Origin of the sequence: Streptomyces sp. NPDC001231, assembly GCF_042896885.1 — a bacterium.
In the GTDB taxonomy this organism is placed as follows: domain Bacteria; phylum Actinomycetota; class Actinomycetes; order Streptomycetales; family Streptomycetaceae; genus Streptomyces.
Map to the genome: position 1 here is coordinate 76,145 of NZ_JBIAXS010000033.1, position 22,793 is coordinate 98,937.

At 71.7% G+C, this 22,793-nt stretch carries 19 protein-coding genes and 1 pseudogene; 10 read left to right on the plus strand and 10 right to left on the minus strand.

The genetic code is table 11. From position 1 onward, the window contains the following. Positions 1-52 precede the first annotated feature (52 nt). Positions 53-2,128 (minus strand): phosphate acetyltransferase, encoded by a 2,076-nt coding sequence (gene pta, locus ACFY3J_RS32050; protein WP_390842283.1) that lies wholly within the window; start codon positions 2,126-2,128, stop codon positions 53-55. 199 nt (positions 2,129-2,327) lie between these two features. Between pta and ACFY3J_RS32055 the strand changes: the two genes are divergently transcribed. Beyond that, complete coding sequence (locus ACFY3J_RS32055) at positions 2,328-3,353, plus strand: ATP-dependent 6-phosphofructokinase (protein WP_384171085.1); 1,026 nt, start codon at positions 2,328-2,330, stop codon at positions 3,351-3,353. 318 nt (positions 3,354-3,671) lie between these two features. On the opposite strand, the gene ACFY3J_RS32060 is transcribed toward ACFY3J_RS32055, so the two are convergent. Beyond that, a complete protein-coding gene (locus ACFY3J_RS32060; protein WP_141358241.1) occupies positions 3,672-4,382 on the minus strand; it encodes a response regulator in 711 nt (236 codons plus the stop codon). Beyond that, a complete protein-coding gene (locus tag ACFY3J_RS32065) occupies positions 4,379-6,049 on the minus strand; it encodes an ATP-binding protein (protein ID WP_384171082.1) in 1,671 nt (556 codons plus the stop codon). Before ACFY3J_RS32065 ends, ACFY3J_RS32060 begins: the two co-directional genes overlap by 4 nt. 164 nt (positions 6,050-6,213) lie before the next feature. Here ACFY3J_RS32065 and ACFY3J_RS32070 point away from each other — a divergent pair, with 164 nt between their 5' ends. Then, a complete protein-coding gene (locus tag ACFY3J_RS32070) occupies positions 6,214-7,587 on the plus strand; it encodes a cation:dicarboxylate symporter family transporter (RefSeq protein WP_384171079.1) in 1,374 nt (457 codons plus the stop codon). A 68-nt stretch (positions 7,588-7,655) separates the two neighbouring features. Here ACFY3J_RS32070 and ACFY3J_RS32075 read toward each other — a convergent pair whose 3' ends face one another. Beyond that, positions 7,656-8,273 (minus strand): TetR/AcrR family transcriptional regulator, encoded by a 618-nt coding sequence (locus tag ACFY3J_RS32075; RefSeq protein WP_384171076.1) that lies wholly within the window; start codon positions 8,271-8,273, stop codon positions 7,656-7,658. Positions 8,274-8,380: 107 nt separating this feature from the next. On the opposite strand from ACFY3J_RS32075, the gene ACFY3J_RS32080 reads away from it, so the two are divergent. From ACFY3J_RS32080 to ACFY3J_RS32090, 3 genes and pseudogenes are all read left to right on the plus strand, one after another. After that, positions 8,381-10,048, plus strand: coding sequence for an MFS transporter (locus ACFY3J_RS32080; RefSeq protein WP_390842284.1), 1,668 nt, complete (start codon positions 8,381-8,383; stop codon positions 10,046-10,048). A 106-nt stretch (positions 10,049-10,154) separates the two neighbouring features. Beyond that, positions 10,155-10,919: a DUF2127 domain-containing protein gene (locus tag ACFY3J_RS32085; RefSeq protein ID WP_384171070.1), complete on the plus strand. Its 765-nt coding sequence runs from the start codon at positions 10,155-10,157 to the stop codon at positions 10,917-10,919. Between the two features lie 130 nt (positions 10,920-11,049). Next, positions 11,050-11,193: pseudogene (locus tag ACFY3J_RS32090) on the plus strand (transcriptional regulator); the annotation flags it as partial. 88 nt (positions 11,194-11,281) lie between these two features. On the opposite strand, the gene sigJ reads toward ACFY3J_RS32090, so the two are convergent. Continuing rightward, positions 11,282-12,199, minus strand: a complete 918-nt coding sequence (gene sigJ / locus ACFY3J_RS32095) for an RNA polymerase sigma factor SigJ (protein WP_384171067.1) — start codon at positions 12,197-12,199, stop codon at positions 11,282-11,284. Between the two features lie 101 nt (positions 12,200-12,300). Between sigJ and ACFY3J_RS32100 the strand changes: the two genes are divergently transcribed. Then, on the plus strand, positions 12,301-12,669 hold the full coding sequence (locus ACFY3J_RS32100) for a hypothetical protein (RefSeq protein WP_384171063.1): 369 nt from the start codon (positions 12,301-12,303) through the stop codon (positions 12,667-12,669). 40 nt (positions 12,670-12,709) lie between these two features. On the opposite strand, the gene ACFY3J_RS32105 is transcribed toward ACFY3J_RS32100, so the two are convergent. Together ACFY3J_RS32105 and ACFY3J_RS32110 are read right to left on the minus strand one after the other, a co-directional pair. After that, a complete protein-coding gene (locus ACFY3J_RS32105) occupies positions 12,710-13,603 on the minus strand; it encodes an aldo/keto reductase (RefSeq protein ID WP_384171059.1) in 894 nt (297 codons plus the stop codon). Between the two features lies 1 nt (position 13,604). Beyond that, positions 13,605-14,534: an NAD-dependent epimerase/dehydratase family protein gene (locus ACFY3J_RS32110; protein WP_384171056.1), complete on the minus strand. Its 930-nt coding sequence runs from the start codon at positions 14,532-14,534 to the stop codon at positions 13,605-13,607. A 45-nt stretch (positions 14,535-14,579) separates the two neighbouring features. On the opposite strand from ACFY3J_RS32110, the gene ACFY3J_RS32115 reads away from it, so the two are divergent. The 4 genes from ACFY3J_RS32115 (at position 14,580) to ACFY3J_RS32130 (ending at position 18,319) form a co-directional block, all read left to right on the plus strand. Then, positions 14,580-15,095, plus strand: coding sequence for an Lrp/AsnC family transcriptional regulator (locus ACFY3J_RS32115; protein WP_384171053.1), 516 nt, complete (start codon positions 14,580-14,582; stop codon positions 15,093-15,095). A 43-nt stretch (positions 15,096-15,138) separates the two neighbouring features. After that, on the plus strand, positions 15,139-15,567 hold the full coding sequence (locus ACFY3J_RS32120; RefSeq protein ID WP_384171050.1) for a MerR family transcriptional regulator: 429 nt from the start codon (positions 15,139-15,141) through the stop codon (positions 15,565-15,567). Beyond that, on the plus strand, positions 15,564-15,896 hold the full coding sequence (locus ACFY3J_RS32125) for a thioredoxin family protein (protein ID WP_384171047.1): 333 nt from the start codon (positions 15,564-15,566) through the stop codon (positions 15,894-15,896). The genes ACFY3J_RS32120 and ACFY3J_RS32125 overlap by 4 nt, the downstream gene beginning before the upstream one ends. A gap of 188 nt (positions 15,897-16,084) precedes the next feature. Continuing rightward, positions 16,085-18,319, plus strand: coding sequence for a HelD family protein (locus ACFY3J_RS32130; RefSeq protein ID WP_384172560.1), 2,235 nt, complete (start codon positions 16,085-16,087; stop codon positions 18,317-18,319). Between the two features lie 121 nt (positions 18,320-18,440). Here the strand turns inward: ACFY3J_RS32130 and glgB are convergent, their stop codons facing one another. The 3 genes from glgB to ACFY3J_RS32145 form a co-directional block, all read right to left on the minus strand. After that, a complete protein-coding gene (glgB, locus tag ACFY3J_RS32135; protein WP_390842285.1) occupies positions 18,441-20,981 on the minus strand; it encodes a 1,4-alpha-glucan branching enzyme in 2,541 nt (846 codons plus the stop codon). Between the two features lie 65 nt (positions 20,982-21,046). Continuing rightward, positions 21,047-22,441 carry a phosphotransferase gene (locus ACFY3J_RS32140; RefSeq protein WP_384171040.1) on the minus strand — a complete coding sequence of 465 codons (1,395 nt, stop codon included), beginning with the start codon at positions 22,439-22,441 and terminating at the stop codon, positions 21,047-21,049. Between the two features lie 106 nt (positions 22,442-22,547). Beyond that, positions 22,548-22,793: alpha-glucosidase C-terminal domain-containing protein (locus tag ACFY3J_RS32145; protein WP_390842286.1), on the minus strand; the 246-nt coding region annotated here is incomplete at its 5' end.

The window sequence follows — 22,793 nt, forward strand, 5'->3', positions numbered from 1 at the left end:
CGGCCGTGTGCGGCCGGGGCGGCGGCCCCGGTCGCACACGGCCGACGGGAGGTCAGTTGCCGGACGACTGGGCCTGGATCGCCGTGATGGCCACGGTGGTGACGATGTCCTGCACGAGGGCGCCGCGGGACAGGTCGTTGATCGGCTTGCGCAGACCCTGGAGGACCGGGCCGACCGCGATCGCGCCGGCCGAACGCTGCACGGCCTTGTACGTGTTGTTGCCGGTGTTCAGGTCCGGGAAGATCAGCACGGTGGCCTGCCCCGCCACCTTTGAACCGGGCAGCTTGGTGGCGGCCACCGACGGTTCCACGGCCGCGTCGTACTGGATCGGCCCCTCGATCATCAGGTCCGGGCGGCGCAGCCGCACCAGCTCGGTCGCCTCGCGCACCTTGTCCACGTCGGCGCCCGAGCCGGAGTCGCCGGTGGAGTACGAGAGCATGGCGATCCGCGGCTCCACGCCGAACCGGGCGGCGGTGGCCGCCGACTGGATGGCGATGTCGGCGAGTTGCTCGGCGTCCGGGACGGGGTTGACCGCGCAGTCGCCGTAGACGAGGACCTTGTCGGCCAGGCACATGAAGAACACCGACGAGACGATCGAGGCGTCCCGGCGGGTCTTGATGATCTCGAACGCGGGCCGTATGGTCGCGGCCGTGGAGTGCACCGAGCCCGACACCATGCCGTCGGCCAGACCCTCCTGCACCATGAGCGTGCCGAAGTAGTTCACGTCCGAGACGACGTCGTACGCCAGCTCGACGGTGACGCCCTTGTGGGCGCGCAGCAGCGCGTACTGCTCGGCGAAGGCGTCCCGCAGGTCGGAGGTGGCCGGGTCGATCAGCTGCGCGTCCCCGAGGTCGATGCCGAGGTCGGCGGCCTTCTTGCGGATCCCCTCCACCGGGCCGAGCAGCGTCAGGTCGCACACGCCCCGGCGCAGCAGCACCTCCGCCGCGTGCAGCACGCGCTCCTCGGTGCCCTCCGGCAGCACGACCCGGCGCCTGTCGCTGCGGGCCTGTTCGAGCAGCTGGTGCTCGAACATCATCGGGGTGACCCGGTCGCTGCTGGGCGCGGAGACGCGCTTGCTGAGGTCGGCGGTGTCGACGTACCGCTCGAACAGGCCGAGCGCGGTCTCCGCCTTGCGCGGGGTGGCCGCGTTCAGCTTGCCCTCCAGGGAGAACAGCCGCTCGGCGGTGGGGAAGCTGTTGCCGGACACCGAGACGACCGGGGTGCCCGGGGCGAGCCGGCCGGCCAGGGTGAGGATCTCCTGCCGGGGCGCCTCGTTCAGGGTGAGCAGCACGCCGGCTATCGGCGGGGTGCCGGCGCTGTGCGCGGCGAGCGAGCCGATGACCAGGTCTGCGCGGTCGCCGGGGGTGACCACCAGGCAGCCGGGGGTCAGCGCCTTGAGGAGGTTGGGCAGCATGGCGCCGCCGAAGACGAAGTCGAGGGCGTCGCGGGCCAGGCCGGAGTCGTCGCCCAGCAGGACCCGGCCGTCCAGGGCCTGGGTGATCTGCGCGACCGTGGGCGCGGACAGGGCCGGTTCGTCCGGCACCACCCAGCAGGGCACCGGCAGCCGGCCGGCCAGCCGCTCGGCGATCTCGTCGCGGTCCTCGCGGGCGACCCGGTTGGTGACCATGGCCAGCACGTCGCAGCCCAGGCCGTCGTAGGCGCGGTAGGCGTTGCGGGTCTCGGCGAGCACCGACTCGGCGTTCTGCCTGCGGCCGCCCACGACCGGCAGGACGGAGGCCCCGAACTCGTTGGCGAGCCGGGCGTTGAGGGACAGCTCGTCCGGGAGCTGGGTGTCGGCGTAGTCGGTGCCGAGGACGAGTACCACGTCGTAGTCGCGGGCGACCAGGTGGAAGCGGTCGACGAGGGCCGACACCAGTTCGTCCGTGCCCTGCTCGGCCTGGAGGGCGGACGCCTCGTGGTAGTCCATGCCGTAGACGGTCGCCGGGTCCTGGGGGAGCCGGTAGCGGGCGCGCAGCAGTTCGAAGAGGCGGTCGGGGCCGTCGTGGACGAGGGGGCGGAAGACGCCCACCCGGTCCACCTGCCGGGTCAGCAGTTCCATGACTCCCAGCTCGACGACCTGTCGGCCGTCACCGCGGTCGATGCCGGTCACGTACACGCTGCGGGTCACGCGGGCTCTCCGTTTCCTCGGGGGATCACTCGTCGGCCGGGGATGGCGTCCTGCAAAAAACGCCCACCGGGGTGAGCGGAATCCTCTTGACAATACCCCCGCCGGTAGATATGGCGCCCGTCAGGCCATGGTCGCCTCCCGGACATGAAACAATCGGACGGGATCACCGGTGTCAACAGCGAGCAGGAGACACAGCAGGATGCGTATCGGAGTTCTCACGGCGGGCGGCGACTGCCCGGGGCTCAACGCGGTGATCCGGTCGGTCGTGCACCGGGCGGTCACCACGTACGGCGACGAGGTCATCGGCTTCGAGGACGGCTACGCGGGCCTGCTCGACGGCCGTTACCGCGCTCTGGACCTCAACGCGGTGGGCGGCATCCTCGCCCTCGGCGGCACCATCCTCGGCTCCTCCCGGCTGGAGCGCGACCGGCTCCGCGAGGCCTGCGAGAACGCCTCGGACATGATCCACCGGTTCGGCATCGACGCGCTGATCCCGATCGGCGGCGAGGGCACGCTGACCGCGGCGCGCATGCTGTCGGACGCCGGGCTGCCGGTGGTGGGTGTGCCGAAGACGATCGACAACGACATCTCCTCCACCGACCGCACCTTCGGCTTCGACACGGCCGTCGGCGTGGCCACCGAGGCCATGGACCGGCTGAAGACCACGGCCGAGTCGCACCAGCGCGTGATGGTCGTCGAGGTCATGGGCCGGCACGCGGGCTGGATCGCGCTGGAGTCCGGCATGGCGGCCGGCGCCCACGGCATCTGCCTGCCCGAGCGCCCCTTCGACCCGGCCGACCTGGTGAAGATGGTCGAGGAGCGTTTCGCCCGCGGCAAGAAGTTCGCGGTGATCTGCGTCGCCGAGGGCGCCCACCCGGCCGAGGGCAGCATGGACTACGGCAAGGGCGAGATCGACAAGTTCGGCCACGAGCGCTTCCAGGGCATCGGCACGGCCCTGGCGTACGAGCTGGAGAGCCGGCTCGGCAAGGAGGCCAAGCCGGTCATCCTCGGCCACGTCCAGCGCGGTGGCGTCCCGACCGCCTACGACCGCGTCCTCGCCACCCGCTTCGGCTGGCACGCGGTGGAGGCCGCCCACCGCGGTGAGTTCGGCCGCATGACCGCGCTGCGCGGCACCGACATCGTGATGGTCCCGCTGGCCCAGGCGGTGACCGAGCTGAAGACCGTCCCCAAGGACCGCATGGACGAGACGGAGTCGGTGTTCTAGGAGCCGGTGGCCCGCGCGGAGCCGGTCTCCCGAAGAGGCCCGCGCGGAGCCGGTCTCCCGAAGAGGCCCGCGCGGAGCCGGTCTCCCGAAGAGGCCCGCGCGGAGCCCGCGGCCGTGAACGCGGCCGGTGCGGCTGTCGCGGTCGTCTCTCCCGCTCCGGACGGGTTCCCCGCCGCCCCACCGGCTCCCGAGGACCTACGAGGCCACTCGCGGACGTGCGGTTCCGGCCCGCGATTCCGCGGGTGGCCCCGCCCGTTGACCGCGCCGCCCCGGCGCGAAGCTGTCCACAGAACCTCTCCACAGGGGTGCGGCCCCCCTCTACCGGTCCCCGCCGCTCTCCCGCACCCACCGGTACACCAGTTCCGGCCGGCCCACCTGCCCGTACAGCGGGCTGCGTACGGCCCGGCCCGCGTCCACCAGGTGCTCCAGGTAGCGCCGGGCGGTGATCCTGGAGATGCCGACCGCCCCGGCGACCCCCGCCGCCGTGAGCCCTTCCCCCGCTTCGCGCAGCGCGTCCGTCACCCGCTGGAGCGTCGGCGCGCTCAGGCCCTTGGGGAGGGCGGCCGGGCTCGGGGCACGCAGGGTCGCCAGCGCCCGGTCCACCTCGTCCTGGCCGCCCACCTCCCCGACCGCCGCGCGGAACTCGGCGTACCGCACGAGCCGGTCCCGGAGCGTGGCGAAGGTGAACGGCTTCAGGACGTACTGGACCACCCCCAGCGAGACCCCTTCGCGCACCACCGCCAGGTCCCGTGCCGAGGTCACCGCGATCACGTCCGCGTGATGGCCGCCCGCCCGCAGGGACCGGGCCAGCTTCAGTCCGTGCACGTCCGGCAGGTGGAGGTCCAGCAGAAGCAGGTCCACCGGGGTGCGCTCCAGCGCCCGCCGGGCCTCGGCGCCGGTGTGCGCCTTGCCGACCGCGACGAATCCCGGCACCCGGCCCACGTACATCACATGCGCGTCCGCCGCGACCGGGTCGTCCTCCACCACCAGGACGCGGATCGGCTGCGTCCCGCTCCCGCCGTCCGTCATGCCACGCCTCCGGGCAGGCCGCGCTCGGCCCCGGACACGGCCTTGCGGCTCACGTGGTTCTCCGTCCCCTCCGTCAACGGCAGCCGTGCCTCGAACACCGCGCCGCCCCCTTCGGCCTCCGTCACCGTCAGCGTCCCCTCGTGCCGCCGTACCGCCTGCCGTACCAGCGTCAGGCCCAGTCCCCGCCCGCCGGGACCCGTCGGCTTGGTGGAGAAGCCGTGCTGGAACACCCGGTCCGCGTGGGCCGGGTGCACGCCCGGCCCGGTGTCCGCGACCCGCAGCACCAGCTCGCCGTCCTCCGCGCACGCCGTGACCGTCACCCGCGCCGGCATGCCCCCCTGCGCCGCGTCCACCGCGTTGTCGACGAGGTTGCCGAGGATCGTCACCAGGTCCCGGGGCGGCAGGCTCCGCGGCAGCAGACCGTCGTCCAGACCGCTGTCCGGGGACACCACCAGCTCCACGCCGCGCTCGTTGGCCTGGGCCGCCTTGCCGAGCAGCAGCGCGGCCAGCACCGGCTCGCTCACCGCGCTGACCACCTGGTCGGTCAGCGCCTGGGCCAGCTCCAGCTCCGCCGTCGCGAACTCCACGGCCTCCTCCGCCCGCCCCAGCTCGATCAGCGACACCACCGTGTGCAGCCGGTTGGCCGCCTCGTGCGCCTGGGAGCGCAGCGCCTGGCTGAAGCCGCGCTCCGAGTCCAGTTCCCCCATCAGCGACTGGAGTTCGGTGACGTCCCGCAGGGTCACCACCGTGCCCCGGCGCTGCCCGCCCGACACCGGTGAGGTGTTGACCACCAGCACACGCGAGTCGGTCAGGTGCACCTCGTCCACCCGCGGTTCGGACGCCAGCAGCGCGCCCGTCAGCGGGGCCGGCAGGCCAAGGTCCGCCACCGACCGGCCCATCACGTCCTCCTGACGTCCCACGCCCAGCAGTTCCCGCCCGCCGTCGTTGATGAGCGCCACCCGGTGCTGCGCGTCCAGCATCAGCAGGCCCTCGCGCACCGCGTGCAGGGCGGCCTGGTGGTAGTCGTGCATACGGCTGAGCTCGGCCGCGTTCATGCCGTGGGTGTGGCGGCGCAGACGGGCGTTGATGACGTACGTGGCGATGGCGCCGAGCGCGAGGATCCCGGCCGCGACCGAGAGCAGGGCGATGACCTGTTCCCGGACCCGCTCGCTGATCGCCTCCACCTTGATGCCGGCGCTGACCAGACCGACCACGCGGCCGTGCTCCTCGACGGGTGTGACCGCGCGGACGGACGGGCCGAGGGTGCCGGTGTAGGTCTCGGTGAAGGACTCGCCTCGCTGGGCGCGGGAGATGTTCCCGAGGAAGGGCCGCCCGATCTGGTCCGGATCCGGGTGCGTCCAGCGGATGCCACCCGGAGTCATGATCGTGACGAAGTCGACGCCGGTGTCCTGCTGGACCTTCAGCGCGTACGGCTGGAGTTCCGACGAGGGGTCGGAGGTGTGGACGGCCGCCAGGACCGAGGGGGCGTCGGCGATCGAGCGGGCCACCGCCGTGGTCTGGCGCCGGGCCGACTCCTCGGCCTGGCTCCGGTCGCTGACGTAGCTGAAGAGCGCGTACCCGGCCACGACGAGGGCCAGCAGCACGGCCTGCATGGCGAACAGCTGGCCCGCCAGGCTGCGGGGTCTGGGGAGGACGGGTATGCGCATGCCGCCAGTCTGCCTCTTTCGTTCTGGCGTGAACTATGTGGCGTGAACTTAATGAACGGAAGCGTGACCGCCCTCACAGGACGGGAGATAGTCGCGGCATTCCCCCACACCCGGACGTGAGCCGCACGCCGGTGATGCCGATGACGTCGTCAAGGAGGGCCGCCTTGAGCAGCGCAGCCGATACGGCACCTGCCGCACCCGCACCCGCAGCCAAGCGGGACCGTACCCACTATCTGTACATAGCGGTGATCGCCGCGGTGGTCCTGGGCGTCGCCGTCGGGTTCGCCGCGCCCGACTTCGCCAAGGAGCTCAAGCCGCTCGGCACCGGCTTCGTGAGCCTGATCAAGATGATGATCTCGCCGATCATCTTCTGCACGATCGTGCTCGGCGTCGGTTCGGTGCGCAAGGCCGCGAAGGTCGGCAAGGTCGGCGGACTCGCGCTCGGCTACTTCCTCGCGATGTCGTTCGTCGCCCTGGCCATCGGACTCGTGGTCGGCAACATCGTCCACCCGGGCAGCGGGATGCACCTGACGGAGGCGGTCAAGGGCGTCGGCCAGGCGCAGGCGCAGGCCGCGAGCGAGGGCCCGGTCGACTTCGTGCTCGGCATCATCCCGACCACGCTCGTGTCGGCGTTCACCGAGGGCCAGGTGCTCCAGACCCTGCTGGTCGCCCTGCTCGTCGGGTTCGCGCTCCAGGCCATGGGCCGCAAGGGCGAGCCGGTCCTGCGCGGGGTGGAGCACATCCAGCGGCTGGTCTTCCGCGTGCTCGCCATGATCATGTGGGCCGCCCCGGTCGGCGCCTTCGGCGCCATGGCCGCCGTCGTCGGCGAGACGGGCATCGACGCCCTGAAGGCACTCGCCGCGATCATGCTCGGCTTCTACGTCACCTGTCTGCTGTTCGTGCTCGTGGTGCTGGGCGCGCTGACCCGGCTGGTGGCCGGCGTCAACATCTTCCAGTTGCTGAAGTACCTGGGCCGGGAGTTCCTGCTGATCCTGTCGACGTCGTCGTCGGAGTCCGCGCTGCCCCGGCTCATCGCCAAGATGGAGCACCTGGGCGTGAGCCGTCCGGTCGTCGGCATCACCGTGCCGACCGGCTACTCCTTCAACCTCGACGGCACGATGATCTACCTGACCATGGCCTCGCTGTTCATCGCCGACGCGATGGACCAGCCGCTGTCCATCGGCCAGCAGATCACGCTGCTGCTGTTCATGATGATCGCCTCCAAGGGCGCCGCCGGTGTCACCGGCGCCGGACTGGCCACCCTCGCCGGTGCCCTTCAGTCCCACAAGCCCGCACTGGTCGACGGCGTCGGCCTGATCGTCGGCATCGACCGCTTCATGAGCGAGGCCCGCGCCCTGACCAACTTCGCGGGCAACGCGGTCGCCACCCTGCTGATCGGCACCTGGACCGGCGAGGTCGACAAGGACCGCGTCCGGCGCGTCCTCGCCGGCGAGCTGCCCTTCGACGAGAAGACACTGCTGGACGACGCGGACGATTCCGCCGAGGTCCCCGAGCAGCGCGAGCTGGCCAAGGCGTAGCGCTCCGCGGGACACCGAGACCCCGCGCCCCTTCAAGGGGCGCGGGGTCTCTTCGCGTTCCGGGGCGGTCAGTCGCTGAGCCTGGCCACCAGGGCGGCGGCGAGGGAGGCGGGCACCCCGGCCGCCGTCAGTACCGTCACCGCGGCGGCGCGCCCCGCCGCGTGTGCAGCCAGCAGGTCCTCGTTCACGGCCTCCATCAGCGCGAACAGGATCTGCTCGTGGACGTACGCCAGCGCCGACGCGGGCAGCGGGGAGCTGAAGGTGCCCTGGTCGAGGCCGCGCTGGAGCACTTCCGCGCAGTGGTCGCGGACCGGGGCCAGACGCTCGCGGATGCCCTGCACGGTGACCGTGCGCTGGGCGAGCGCGACCAGCAGCCGGTAGCGGTCGGCGATCTCCCAGACCGCCAGCACCGAGCGCGCCACCGCCTCCGCCGGGTCCTCGACGCCCTCGCGGCCCGCCGCGTGCGCGGTGGCGAGCGAGAGCACCGCCTCGTCGACGAGCGTGCTGATCAGCGCCTCCCGGCTGGGGAAGTGGCCGTACACCGTGCGCCGTACGACACCGGCCGCACGCGCGATCTGGTCCATGGACGCGTCGGGGTCGCGCAGCAGCTCCGCGAGGGCGACATCGAGGATGCGGCGCCGGTTCGCGTCGGCGCGACTGGTGTTACCCGTGGTCATGACTGACATTCTGCCCTCCTTCGACTTGCACAGCGTTGTGCAAGGGCCGTACATTGCACATCGTTGTGCAATTGCACTCCGCTGTGCAAGTAGATCGAGGAAGGCGACCCCTGCCCATGCGACTCGTCATGAACGAACCGGCCGAAAGGATGGACCGCCCCTACGCCCGGCGCTGGTGGGCGCTCCTCGTGCTCTGCCTGAGCCTGCTGATCATCGTGATGGCGAACACCGCGCTCACGGTCGCCGCGCCCGACATGACCCGGGACCTCGGCCTGTCCAGCGCCGACCTCCAGTGGGTCATCGACGGCTACACCGTTCCGTACGCGGCGCTGATGCTGCTGCTCGGCGCGATCGGCGACAAGTACAGCCGGCGCGGCGCGCTCGTGCTCGGGCTCGTCGTGTTCGGCGGCGGCGCCGTCTTCGGCTACCTCGCCGACAGCGCGGCGACCGTCATCGCGGCCCGCGCCGTGATGGGCGTGGGCGCCGCGCTGATCATGCCTGCCACCCTCTCCCTGCTGGCCGCGACCTTCCCGCGCGCCGAGCGCGCCAAGGCGATCACCCTGTGGACCGCAACCGCCGGCCTCGCCATCGCCGCCGGTCCCCTCGTCGCCGGCGCGCTGCTCCAGGACCACGGCTGGTCCTCGACCTTCCTGATCAACGTGCCGGTCGCCGCCGTCGCCCTGGTCGGCGCCTTCGTCCTCGTACCGTCCTCCAGGGCGGCGCACCACGGCCGGATCGACTACGTCGGCGGGCTGCTGTCCGTGGTGTGGATCGGCTCGCTGGTCTACATGATCATCGAGGGTCCGCACTTCGGCTGGGACGCCAAGGCGGTCACCGCGGCCGCGGTCGGGGGCGTGTGCCTGGTGGCCTTCGTCCTGTGGGAACTGCGCCACCCGCGCCCGGTCCTCGACGTACGGCGCTTCGGGCAGCGGCGCTTCGCCAGCTCCAACCTGGCCGTCGCCCTGTTCTTCCTGGCCGTCTTCGGCGCCTTCTACTACCTCACCCAGCACCTCCAGTTCGTCCTCGGCTACGACGCCCTGGCCACCGGCCTGCGCATGCTGCCGCTGGCCGGCGCCGTCTTCGCCGGCTCGGCGCTGACCGGCTACCTCACCCCGCGGGTCGGCATGAAGTGGACGGTGACCGCGGGCATGGTCGGCGGCACCGCGGCCCTGGCGCTGCTGACCCGGGTGGAAGGCTCGTCCGGCTACGGCGACCTCGTGGCACCCCTGGTGATCCTGGGGCTGGCGATCGGACTCGCCCTCTCGCCCTGCACCGACGCCATCATGGGCGCCTTCCCGGAGTCCGAGCTGGGTGTCGGCGGCGCCGTGAACGACACCTCCCTGGAGCTGGGCGGCTCGCTCGGCATCGCGATCCTCGGCTCCCTGCTGTCCACCTCGTACGCCCGGCACCTCTCCGACGCCACCGCCGGCGGCGGGCTCCCGGCGGGTGCCCTGTCCACGGCCCAGGACTCGGTCGGCGCCGGATACGCCGTCGCCCAGGGCATCGGTGAGAAGGCCCGGCAGCTCGCGGCGCAGGCCGCCCACGCGACCGACCCGCAGCAGGCCGCGCAGCTCAAGGCGCAGGCCGGCCAACTCGCCCAGGGCGCACAGCGGATGAAGGACGCGGTCGGCTCGTCCTTCTCCGACGCGGTGGCCCACACCAGCCTGGTCGGCGCGGTGATCCTGGGCGTGGGCACCCTCGCCGTCGCCCTGCTGCTGCCGCGCGGCGCCGCCCGCGACGAGCAGCCGGCCGAGGAGGCGAAGGAGCTGGTGGGGGCGCTCTGAACGGAAACCTCCCGGCGGTCGTCTCTTACTGTGATGCAGTACCTTGCCGTGCCGGATTGATCCGGCACGGCACAACCCCAGGTATGTATGTATGGAGGCACGGGGGATGGCGATCGACTGGGACCGGCGCACGTGTGCGCGCAAGGGGCATGTGACCTACGCCCCGGACGACCCGAGACTGCGGATCCGGCTGCGCGCGCAGACCGCACTGGGGGACGTGTGGCGCTGCCTGCGCTGCGGCGACTTCACACTCGGCGAGCCGCACGGCTCGGGCCCGGCCGGCGACGCCCCGCTGGTGCCGCGCGGCAAGGTGCTCCGGGACCTGTTCATCCTGCGGTTCCTCGCCGTCGAGCGGGCCCTGCGTGGAGTGTTCATCGTGCTGGTCGCGGTAGCGGTGTGGAAATTCAGCAACAGCCAGGACGCGGTACGTCGGCTGTTCGACGAGTACCTGGACGCCTTCCGCCCGGTCTTCCAGCACTTCCACTACGACCTCGACCACTCACCGGTCGTCGGCACCGTCCGGAAGACCTTCGGCTACCAGCACTCCACGCTGCTCCTGGTGGCCTCCCTGCTGCTGGCCTACGCGCTGGTCGAACTGATCGAGGCGGTCGGCCTGTGGTACGCCAAGCGCTGGGCGGAATACCTGACGGTGGTCGCCACCGCCGCCTTCCTGCCGCTGGAGATCTACGAACTCACCGAGCACATCAGCGCGGTCAAGATCACCACGCTCGTCCTCAACATCGTCGCCGTCCTCTACATCGCCCTCGCCAAGCGCCTGTTCGGCCTGCGCGGCGGGCGCGCGGCCTTCGACGAGGAGCGCCGCAGCGCCTCACTGCTGGAGGTGGGGGAGTCGGCGGGGGTGATGGTCTGAGCGGCTCGGTATCCGTTGCAGCATCTGAACGTACTGCTGCCGCCGCGAGCCGTACGCTCGGAGCATGGCTGAGCACCTTGGGGACCGCGTCGCGCGGCTCCGGAAGATGGTCAAGCTGATTTAAGAGGGGCTGGCCGAGCGGTCCGGCACGTCCGTGGACGTCGTCAGGAAACCGGAGCAGAAGCGTAAGCACTCGGCGCACCTGCCCACCCTGCACGCTCTGGCGAAGGGCCTCGGCGTCGAACTGACCGCCCTTCTCGGCGACCCGCCCGGAAAAGCTGAGGGAGAAGGTAGCCGAGGCCAACGCCCGGAGCCGGGGCGAGATCCTGTGAATGGCCCGCACACGGCATCGCCTTCACCGGCTAGCCGTCCCGTGTCCATGGCCGCAGCTTCTCCGGGTTGCGGACCACCCAGATCCGGGTGACGCGCCCGTCGAAGACGTCGAACGAGGCCACGGTCAGGACGACGCCGGCACGCTGGGCCACCAGGCCCGGCACACCGTTGACCGACCGCTCCAGCAGTTCGAGCCCCGGAGCCTTGTCGGCAATGGCGACCATGTACTGGGCGATGCGCGCGCCGCCCTCGACCGGGCGCAGGACGGTGCCGACCATGCCGCCGCCGTCGGCGGTCATCACGGCGGCCGGGTTGAGGAGCCCGACGAGGGCTGCGATGTCCTTGGTCTCCCATGCCTCTTTGACGTGCCTCACCACGTCGGCCCGGCCGGTTGCCGTCACCGGCGGGTGTGCGATGCTCACCCGCCGCCGGGCGGAGGCCGCCAGCTGCTTGCAGGCCGCAGGGGTCCGGCCGAGAACGTCGGCGATCTCGGCGAACGGGTACCGGAAGACGTCGTGCAGGACGAACGCCACCCGCTCGGCGGGCGTCATCGACTCCAGGACGACGAGGAAGGCCATGGCCACCGACTCGTCCAGGACGATCTGGTCGGCGGGGTCGGCAGGGCCGGTGGGGTCGGCGCCGCCCGCGTGGTCCCACTCGGTGCGGTCGGGCAGCGGCTCGGGCAGCCACGCGCCGACATAGCGTTCACGGCGGGCCCGCGCCGAGCCGAGCAGGTCCAGGCAGATGCGGCTGGTCACCGTCGTCAGCCAGGCGCCGGGGGACAGGATCTCCTCCTGCCGGCTTCGTGGCAGCCCGTACCAGCGTGCGTAGGCATCCTGTACGGCGTCCTCGGCCTCGGTCACCGAACCGAGCAACCGGTAAGCGACATTGATCAGTTGGCGTCGCTCGTCGGCTATCCCATCTGCGCTGGTCCCGACAGTCCCCATGCTTCCGGCCGCCCCCTCGCCTTACCTTTCGCAGGCCCGCGTCGTCGAGCTGGTGAGACCTTATCGATCTACTGCCCGAGGGCGGAAAAGAGGACTGCGACATGGCCACTCAGGTGACGGCGAACGCACGGCGCGGCTCCTCGTTCCTACAGATCGCGATCGCCCTCCAGACCCTGACCATCTTCCTTCAGGCGGTCTCCGCCGGACTGCTGCTGACCTCGTCCTACGGAGAGACGCTGCACAGTGTCGGAGCCCGTGTGATGTACGGGGCGTCGATGCTGTACGTGCTCGCGGCGGTGCTGGCGTGGAAGCCGGGCGGCGGCTCGCCCCGGCCTGTCTGGCACGCGTCAGGTTTCCTCGTACTCGCCTCGGTCCAGGTCGTGCTGGGCATCGCGCACGTCCCGTCGGTCCATCTCCCCCTGGGTGTCTTGATGTTCGGTCTGAGTGTGCTGGCGCTGGCCCGGCGCTGAGGTCCCGTACGGGGCCCACCGGTATCAGCTTCTCGTGATCTCAGCTACGCCGGGCGGCCGATTCCAGGAGCGCTTGTTCCTCCCCGCTCAGCTCCAGGTCGGCTGCGCCCGCCGAGTCCCGGATCGTCTCCGGTCGGCTCGCCCCCGGAATCGGGATCACTGCCGGAGACCTGGCCAGCAGCCAGGCCAAACAGATCTGCTGGGGGCCGGCCCCGCGCTCCCGCGCCACGGAGTGGAACGCTGCGAAGCGGTCGGCGCCCTCGGTCCTCGACGGCCCGTCCAGGGAGCTGCGGGAGATGCCCCCGAGCGGGCTCCATGGCAGGAACGCCAACCCCAGTTCGGCGCACAGTCGCAACTCCGGATCGCTGCTGCGTACGGTGGGGGAGCAGCGGTTCTGCACCGAGACCAGGCGGTCGCCGAGGATCGTGCGCGCCCGGCGGATCTGGTCGGCGTCCACGTTGGAGAGCCCGGCCAGCCGGATCTTCCCCTCGTCCAGCAGCTCCCGCAGGGCGCCGACCGACTCCTCGAAGGGCACCGCCGGATCGGGCTTGTGCAGCTGGTAGAGGCCGATCGCCTCCACACCGAGCCGTTTCAGGGACGCCTCGGCGGCCGCCTTCAGATGGGCGGGCGTGCCGGTCACCGTCCAGCTGCCGTCGGTGGACCGGCCCCGGCCTCCCTTCGTCGCCACCAGCACACCGCCGGTGTCACCGCCGTACGTCGCGAGCGCGCGGGCGAGCAGCAACTCGTTGTGGCCGGGCCCCTCGCCGGGCAGGTGGTACGAGTCCGCCGTGTCCAGCAGCGTCACACCCGCGTCCAGCGCCGCGTGCACGGTGGCCAGGGCACGGGCCTCATCCGGACGGCCCTCGATGGACAGGGGCATGGCCCCGAGCCCGACCGCACTCACCCGAAGATCGCCAAGGTTGCGGTACCGCACTTCAGCCGTCCTTTCCCAGCGTCTCGGCGACCGCCCTCGGCAGCCACTCACGCACCTGCTCGAATCCGTAACCGAGCCCAGTGGCCCGGGAGTTGTCCATGCAGTGGCGGCGGAAGAAGGAGAACGGGGAGACCTCCCCGCCCTCGACCTCCTGGAACACCACCCTGCCGCCGGGCAGACGTGTGGCCACCACCTCGCACAACTCCCCGGTGGTCAGCTCCCCGTGGGAGGCAGCGTTGACCGGCCCGGTGAAGTCCTCGCCGGCCGCCCAGGCCAGGAAACCGGCGATCTCGTCGACGTGGATGTAGGACGCCGGATGGTTCACAACGGGTACGGAGATCGGCTCGCCGGCTCGGATCCGGTCCGCGTAGTGCCGTAGGCGTCCCGTGAAGTCGTCCTCCCCGCCCAGCACATGGGCCACCCGCACCGCGACGTACGGGAGTTCCGCATCGGCGGCGAGGACCGCCTCGGCCTGCCGCTTGCCCTCGCCATAGTGGTTTGCGAGGAATTCCGCGTTGTGCCAGGGGAGTTCGAGGTCGACCGGGACGGTGAGCGGGTCGACGTGCTCCTCGCGGACGGGGGCGGCCGAGTCCTCGTACTCGTAGACCTCGACGGTCGAGGTCATCACATAGCGGCGGGTGCGCCCGGCGAAGACGCGGCGCGCGGTCGCCGCCTGGCGCGGTGTGTAGCAGACCTGGTCGACCACGACGTCGAAGGTACGTGAGCCGATCGCCGCGGCCAGAGACGCATCGTCGTTCCGGTCGGCGACCAGGTGAAGCGCGCCGGAAGGCGGGGCGGACGAGCCGCGGTTGAGGACCGTGACCCGGTCTCCGGCCGCCAGCAGTCGCGCGATCAGGCGCTTCCCGAAATAGCGGTTGCCGCCGATGACCAGTACATCTCGCGGCTCTTGAGCCCCTCGTCCCGTTCGCATGACCATAATTCTCCCGGCGTGTCCACGACGTCTGAAGGGGAAGACATGGGATTTGGCGCCTCCGCACCGAAAGAACCACGGCATCCGCGCCTCGCCGCCGAGGAAACCTCGGTGGCGTTCGACGCGCTGGACCGGCAGATCCTCGACCTCCTGCAGACCGACGGCCGGATCAAGCTGAGCGAACTGGGGCGGCGGGTGCGGCTCAGCCCCGCGGCGGTCACCGAGCGGGTACGGCGGCTGGAGGCGGCGGGTGCGATCACCGGGTACGGCGCGCAGGTCGCTCCGGCCCGGCTCGGCTACGGCATCCAGGCCTTCATCCGGGTCAACCCTCACGGTGGCTACACCCTCAAGCACCCTCGCACCTTGGAACTGATCGACCGCCCGGAGATCACCGAGGTACACCATGTGGTCGGCGAGGACTGCTGGATCCTCAAGGTTGCCGTCACCGACACCGTGCACCTGGAGGAGGTCCTCGAGCAGACCTCGGTGCTGGGCCGCACGACCACGTCGATCGTGTTGTCCTCCCCGGTGCGGCGGAAGCCGTTGCTGCCCCCCGGCTGAGCTTCTTGCCCTGACGTCGGCGTCAAGCCGTACGGTCGAGGACATGCGAATCGGCGAGCTGGCCGAGCGGGCCGGGACCACGACGCGGGCGCTGCGGTACTACGAGTCGCGGGGGCTGCTGCCCGCGCGGCGGGACGCGCAGGGCCACCGCTCCTACGACGAGCGCGACCTGCGGCTGCTCACGCAGATCAGGACGCTGCAGGACTTCGGGTTCGAGCTGGAGGAGACCCGGCCGTTCGTGGAGTGCCTGCGGGCCGGACATCCGGAGGGCGACTCGTGCCCGGCGTCCCTCGCGGTCTACCGGCGCAAGCTGGACGAGCTCGACGCGCTGATCGGCGAGCTGCGGGCGGTGCGGGAGCAGGTCGGCACGCAGCTGGCCAAGGCCGAGCAGGCGCGGGAGGCGCTGGCCGCCGACGCGCGGGTTCCGGGAGGTCCGGAGCCCAGGTGCGAGCTGGGAGGGCAGCAGCGGTGATCAGGGCAGCGGGAGTGGCGGAAGTGACGGACGCGGACTTCGCGGCGGAGGTGCTCGGCGCGGACCGGCCGGTGCTGGTGGAGTTCACCGCCGACTGGTGTCCGCCGTGCCGGCAGATGGGGCCGGTGCTCAGCGCGCTGGCTGCCGAGCAGGGCGAGCGGCTGAAGGTGGTGCAGCTCGACGTGGACACCAACGCGGACACCACGAACGCCTACAAGGTGCTGTCGATGCCGACCTTCATGGTCTTCCGCGCCGGTGAGCCCGTGAAGTCCATGGTGGGCGCACGGCCCAAGCGGCGGCTGCTGGAGGAGCTGTCGGACGTGGTGTGACCCTCCGGACCTGCTGTGACGGCGGGCCCGAGAACCAGAAATCCCCCGGGTAATTGCGCCCGGGGGATTTCTTTGCGTATATTCGGTGATTCGTGACTTGGTATTCATCGAATCACGAAGAAGTTCAGTGAGCACAGTATATCCGGGCGGGAGCTGAATTGTCAAACACCGAATTTCCAGACGATGAATTGCGGCAGGAGCAGGAATTCATCGACGGACTGTACGCGCGCGTGGACGCGCTGCGCGGCGACACCGAGGACTCCGTCACGGACGCGCTCGCCCAGGGGAACACGCCCATGCAGGCCCGGCTGGAGCGGGACATCCTCGTCGCCGAGCGGTCGGGGCTGCTCGCCGCGCTGAACGCCGTGGACGGCTCGCTCTGCTTCGGCCGGATCGACCTCACCGACGGCGACAGCCACCACATCGGCCGTATCGGCCTGCGCGCCGACGACGCCGAGCGCACGCCGATCCTGATCGACTGGCGCGCCGACGTCGCCCGCCCCTTCTACCTGGCCACCGGCCACACCCCGATGGGCCTGCGCCGCCGCCGGCACATCTCCACCGAGGGCCGCCGGGTCTCCGCCCTGCACGACGAGATCCTCGACCTCGGCGACACCACCCGGACCGGCCACGAGGACCCGACCGGCGACGCGGTGCTGCTCGCCGCGCTCGACTCCGCCCGCACCGGCCGGATGGGCGACATCGTGCGGACCATCCAGGCCGACCAGGACCGCATCATCCGCGCACCGCACCGCGGAGTGCTCGTGGTCGAGGGCGGCCCGGGTACCGGCAAGACCGCGGTCGCCCTGCACCGGGCCGCGTACCTGCTGTACGAGCACCGGGAGCTGCTCGCCCGGCGGGCCGTGCTGATCGTCGGTCCGAACCCCGCCTTCCTCGGCTACATCGGCGAGGTGCTGCCCTCCCTCGGCGAGACCGGGGTGCTCCTGGCGACCGTCGGCGAGCTGTTCCCCGGAGTGAGGGCCACCGCGGCGGACACTCCCGAGGCCGCCGCGGTGAAGGGCCGCGCCGGCATGGCCGACGTGCTCGCCGCCGTCGTACGGGACCGGCAGGCGCTGCCCGATCCGGTGATCGCCATCGAGCACGACCGCGAGATCCTGATGCTCGACGACGGCCTGGTGGGCGTCGCCCGTGAGCGCACCCGCGCCGCGAAGCTGCCGCACAACGCGGCCCGCGAGCACTTCGAGGGCCACATCCTCAACACGCTCACCGACCTGGTCGCCGAGCGCATCGGCACCGACCCCTACGACGGATCCAACCTCCTCGACCCCAGCGACATCACCCAGATCCGCGACGAACTCGCCGAGAACCCGGAGGTCTGGTCGGCCATCGACCAGCTGTGGCCGCGGCTGACCCCGCAGCGGCTGGTGGCGGACTTCCTGGCGGACCCGGAGGGGTACGTCGGTGACGAGGAGGCGGCCGCGATCCGCCGCCCGGTGACCCGGGCATGGACCGTCGCGGACGTCCCCCTCCTCGACGAGGCCGCCGAACTGCTCGGCGAGGACGACCGCCTGGCCCGCACCCGGGCCGAGCGCGAGCGCGAGACCCGGATCGCCTATGCCCAGGGCGTGCTCGACGTGTCGTACGCGTCCCGGACGTACGAGTTCGAGGACAAGGAGGACGGTGACCCGGACGCCTCGGAGGTGCTGTCCGCGCACGACATCATCGACGCCGAGCGGTTCGCCGAACGCCAGGAGGAGGAGGACCACCGCAGCGCCGCCGAGCGCGCGGCGGCCGACCGCACCTGGGCGTTCGGGCACATCATCGTCGACGAGGCGCAGGAGCTGTCACCGATGGCGTGGCGACTGCTGATGCGGCGCAGCCCGACCCGTTCCATGACCCTGGTCGGCGACCCCGCGCAGACGGCGGAGGCGGCCGGCGTCGGCTCCTGGGCGGACATCCTGCGGCCGTACGTCGAGGACCGCTGGGAGCACACCCGCCTCGGCGTCAACTACCGCACCCCGGCCGAGATCATGGACGTGGCGGCGGCCGTGGTCCGCGCCGAGCATCCCGGCTTCGAGCCCCCGAGCTCGGTCCGCTCCACGGGCGTACGGCCCTGGGCCCACGCCACCGACGACCTGCCCGGGGCGGTGGAGAAGGCCGTCGCGGAACTGACCCCGGAGGAGGGCCGGCTCGCCGTGATCGCCCCGCGCGACCTGCACCGGCGGCTGGCGGCCCGCCTCGAGGGGGTCGAGGCCGGTGCCGAGCCCGACCTGACCCGGACGGTCGTCCTTCTCGACCCGCGCCAGGCCAAGGGCCTGGAGTTCGACTCCGTCCTGGTGGTCGAACCCGCCCGCTACGGCACGAGCGACCTGTACGTGGCGCTGACCCGCGCCACACAGCGGCTGGGCGTGCTGTACACGGAGGTGTTGCCTCCGGCTCTGGCGGAGGCGTTCGGGGAGTAGGGGGGCTGTCCCGGGGGCTGCCGCCCCCGGGACCCCCGCTTCGGCCTGGACGGCCTCGTCCTCAAACGCCGGACGGGCTGGTCGCAGTCGGCCAGGCATCTTCCAGATGCCGGAGGAATCCTTACGCCGGTCGCAGCCACACCGTCGCCAGAGGTGGCAGCGTCAGGCGGATGCTCGCCGGACGGCCGTGCCGCCCCTGGGGTTCCGGCTTGACCGGGTCCGGGTGGACGACGCCGCTGCCGCCGTAGCGGCCCGCGTCGGTGTTGAGGACCTCCAGCCAGGCGGGCACGTCGTCGGGGACGCCGACGCGGTAGTCGGGGCGGACGACCGGGGCGAAGTGGGACACCGCCAGCAGCGGGGTGCCGTCGGTGTCGTAGCGCAGGAAGGCGAAGACGTTGTCGTCCGCCGCGTCCCCGGTGATCCACTGGAAGCCGTCGGGGTGGACGTCGCGCGCCCACAGGGCGGGCGCGGCCCGGTAGACGGTGTTGAGGTCGCGGACCAGGTCCAGCACCCCCCGGTGGTCGGCCGCGGCACCGTAGTTCGGGTCGAGCAGCCACCAGTCCGGGCCGCGGGTCTCCGACCACTCGGCGCCCTGCGCGAACTCCTGGCCCATGAACAGCAGTTGCTTGCCCGGGTGGGACCACATGAAGCCCAGGTAGGCGCGCAGGTTCGCCCGCTGCTGCCACCAGTCGCCGGGCATCTTCGACACCAGCGAACGCTTGCCGTGCACCACCTCGTCGTGCGAGATCGGCAGCACGTAGTTCTCGCTGTAGGCGTACACCATCGAGAACGTCATCTCACCGTGGTGGAACTTGCGGTGGACGGGATCGTGGCTCATGTACTGGAGCGAGTCGTGCATCCAGCCCATGTTCCACTTCAGCCCGAACCCCAGGCCGCCGAAGCCGCTCGGGCCCCGGTGGTGGGTCGCGCGGGTCACGCCGTCCCAGGCCGTGGACTCCTCGGCGACGGTGACCACGCCCGGCACCCTGCGGTACACGGTCGCGTTCATCTCCTGGAGGAACGCCACGGCGTCCAGGTTCTCCCGGCCGCCGTGCTCGTTCGGCGTCCACTGGCCCGGCTCGCGGGAGTAGTCCAGGTACAGCATGGAGGCGACCGCGTCCACGCGCAGGCCGTCGATGTGGAACTCCTCGCACCAGTAAAGGGCGTTGGCGACGAGGAAGTTGCGCACCTCGCGGCGGCCGAAGTCGAACTCCAGGGTGCCCCAGTCCGGATGCGCGGCCCGCAGGGGGTCCGCGTGCTCGTACAGGGGCCGGCCGTCGAACTCGGCCAGGGCCCACTCGTCGCGCGGGAAGTGCGCCGGCACCCAGTCCATCAGGACGCCGATGTCCGCCTGGTGCAGGGCGTCGACCAGGAACTTGAAGTCGTCCGGGGTGCCCAGGCGCGCGGTGGGCGCGTAGAAGCCGGTGACCTGGTAGCCCCAGGAGCCGCCGAAGGGATGCTCGGCGACCGGCATCAGCTCCACGTGGGTGAAGCCGAGGTCCTTGACGTACGCCGGCAGATGCTCGGCGAGCTGGCGATACGTCAGCCCCGGCCTCCAGGACGGCAAATGCAGCTCGTACACCGAGAACGGGGCCTCGTGCGCCGGGCGTTGGGAACGGCTGGCCATCCACTCCGCGTCGGCCCACTCGTGGTGCGAGGCGTGGACGATGGACGACGTGGCCGGCGGCACCTCGGTACGGCGGGCCAGCGGGTCGGCGCGCAGTGTCCTGGAGCCGTCCGGCCGGGTGATCTCGAACTTGTACAGCTCGCCCTCGCCGATCCCGGGCACGAACAGCTCCCACACACCCGTGGCGCCGAGCGAGCGCATCGGGTACCCGGTGCCGTCCCAGAAGTTGAAGCCACCGGCGACGCGCACCCCCCGGGCATTGGGCGCCCACACCGCGAACCGGGTGCCGGTCACGCCCCCGTGGGTCATCGGATGCGCCCCGAGCGCCTGCCACAGCTGCTCGTGCCGGCCCTCGCCGATCAGGTGCAGATCGAACTCGCCCAGCGTGGGCAGGAAACCGTAGGCGTCCTCGGTGTGCTGCACCGTCCCCGCGTACTGCACCTCCAGCCGGTACGCGGGCACCTCCGGCAGCGGCAGCAGGCCCGAGAAGAACCCCTCCCCGTCGTCGCGCAGCCCGGCCCGCTGCTCCCCGGCGACCACGGTCACGCCCAGCGCGTACGGCCGGAACACCCGGAAGGCGACCCCACCGGGTACCGGGTGCGCGCCGAGCACGGAATGCGGATCGTGATGCGTCCCCGCGAGCAACCGCTCCCGGTCGCCGGCCCCGACGGCGACCAGAGCGGGGTCCTCCGGGCGCCAGGCGGCTGCCGGGTCCGGTGCCACGGGCTCCGGCGCCGCGGGTCGGGCTGCTGCCTTCGTGGCTGGTGTCTTTTTCACCGCCGTTGCCGCCTTCCTGGCGGTCTTCCCGGCGGCGGCCCCGGTGGCCGCGGCCTTCGCGGCCGTCGTCCTCGCGGCGGTCTTCTTCGCCACTGCCTTCTTGGCCGTCGTCGTCTTCGCGGCGGTCTTCTTCGCCACCGCCTTCTTGGCCGTGGCCTTCTTCGCGGCTGCCTTCTTCGCCGGTGCCGGCCGGTCGTGGCCCGCGGCCTCGGCCGTGTTCTTCGGATCAGAACCGCTGGACGGGGTGCGGGGAGTCACGGGTGGAGCCTCCTCGGCGCAGTTCGGTGCGGTGGACGGGGGAGACGGGGGACAGGGGAAGGGGGTCAGGTCGTGTCCGGAGCGGCCAGGCGGTGTACCGCGGACATCGGTACCGGGAGCCAGTCAGGGCGGTGCCGGGCCTCGTAGAGCACCTCGTAGATCGCCTTGTCCGTCTCGTAGGCGCGCAGCAGGACGGGGTCGGTGCGCGGGTCGCTGCCGCTGACCTCGGCGTATCCGGTGCAGTAAGCGGCGCGGCAGGCTTCGGCCCACTCCGGTGCCGGCGGGCCGCCGGCCGAGTGCGCCGCGTAGTCGAAGGAGCGCAGCATCCCGGCCACGTCCCGCACCACGGGCTGGGCCATCCGCCGCTCGGCCAGCGGTTTCGCCGGCTCGCCCTCGAAGTCGATCAGCCACCACTGTCCGGAGGCGGAGCGCAGGCACTGCCCGAGGTGGAGGTCGCCGTGGATGCGCTGGGCGGTCCAGGTGTGGCCCTCGGCCGCCAGATCGGCCAGCGCCTCGAACGCGGAGCGCAGACCGGGGACGTACGGGCCGAGCGCGGGCACCGCCTGCGCGGCCGACTCCAGGCGCTCGGTCATGCCGTTGACCAGGGTCTCGAGCTGCATGTGGCCGAGTGTGACCGTGGGCAGCGCGCGGGCCAGTGCGGTGTGCACCTCGGCGGTGGCGCGGCCCAGCGCCCGCGCCTCGGCGCCGAAGTCCTCGCCCTTGGCCAGTTCGCGCAGTGCCAGCTCCCAGCCGTCCGAGGCGCCCTGCACGAAGGGCTGGAGCACCCCGAGCACGTACGACTCGCCGTCCAGCTCCGCCGTCATCCACGCCGTCGGCGGCGGCACCCGCGAGCAGCCCTCCTCGGCCAGGGCCAGCGGCAGTTCCAGGTCGGGATTGACGCCGGGCAGCACCCGGCGCAGCAGTTTCAGGATGAACGTGTCGCCGTAGACCACCGACGAGTTGGACTGCTCGGCGGTGACCACGCGGGGGACCAGGTCGGGGCGTATCTCGTCCCGCCGTTCGAAACGCAGCCCGCCGATGCGGGCCCGGGTGCGCAGTGCCTCCAGGATCACCTCGGCGGGCCGTGGGTCGTACAGGGCGTCGTACACCGTGCGTCCGGCGAGCGGCCCCTCGTGCACATGGCCGATCAGCGCGGGCGCCAGCCGTGGGGGCAGCGCCTCGCGCACGCCTATGAGCAGCTGGTAGCAGTCACCGGGGTGCGGGACCGTGCCGTGCACGGGCGCAAGCGGCTGGTGGGCGCGGACGAGCAGGTGGTACAGGCCCAGCTTCCGGTCGCCCGGCAGCAGCTCGGTGGCGGCGACCAGCGAGAAGCCGGTCACCGGACGGCCCTTTCCCGAAAACCAGCGCTGCCGCGGCAGCCACTCCCGCAGCAGCGGGTCCAGTGACGCGAGGAGACCGGGGCTGCCGGTGGTGACAGAGCGTGTGACGGCTTGCGACATGGCTTCCGACATGGCGTCGCGTCCAATCGCTGGTCGGGTGTGACTGACGCGTGCCCACGGGCGGGGCGAAGGAAACGCCCGCCCCGCCCCGGGTACCGGACGAGCCCTAGACGGTTGCGTCCTTGCGCAGCCGGAACCAGTAGAAGCCGTGGCCCGCCAGGGTGAGCAGGTAGGGGAGTTCACCGATGGCCGGAAAGCGCACCCCGCCGAACAGCTCCACCGGATGCCGTCCGTGGAACGCGCTCAGGTCCAGCTCCGTGGGCTGGGCGAAGCGGGAGAAGTTGTGGACGCACAGGACCAGGTCGTCCTCGTACTCCCGCAGGAAGGCGATGACCGCGGGGTTGGAGGACTG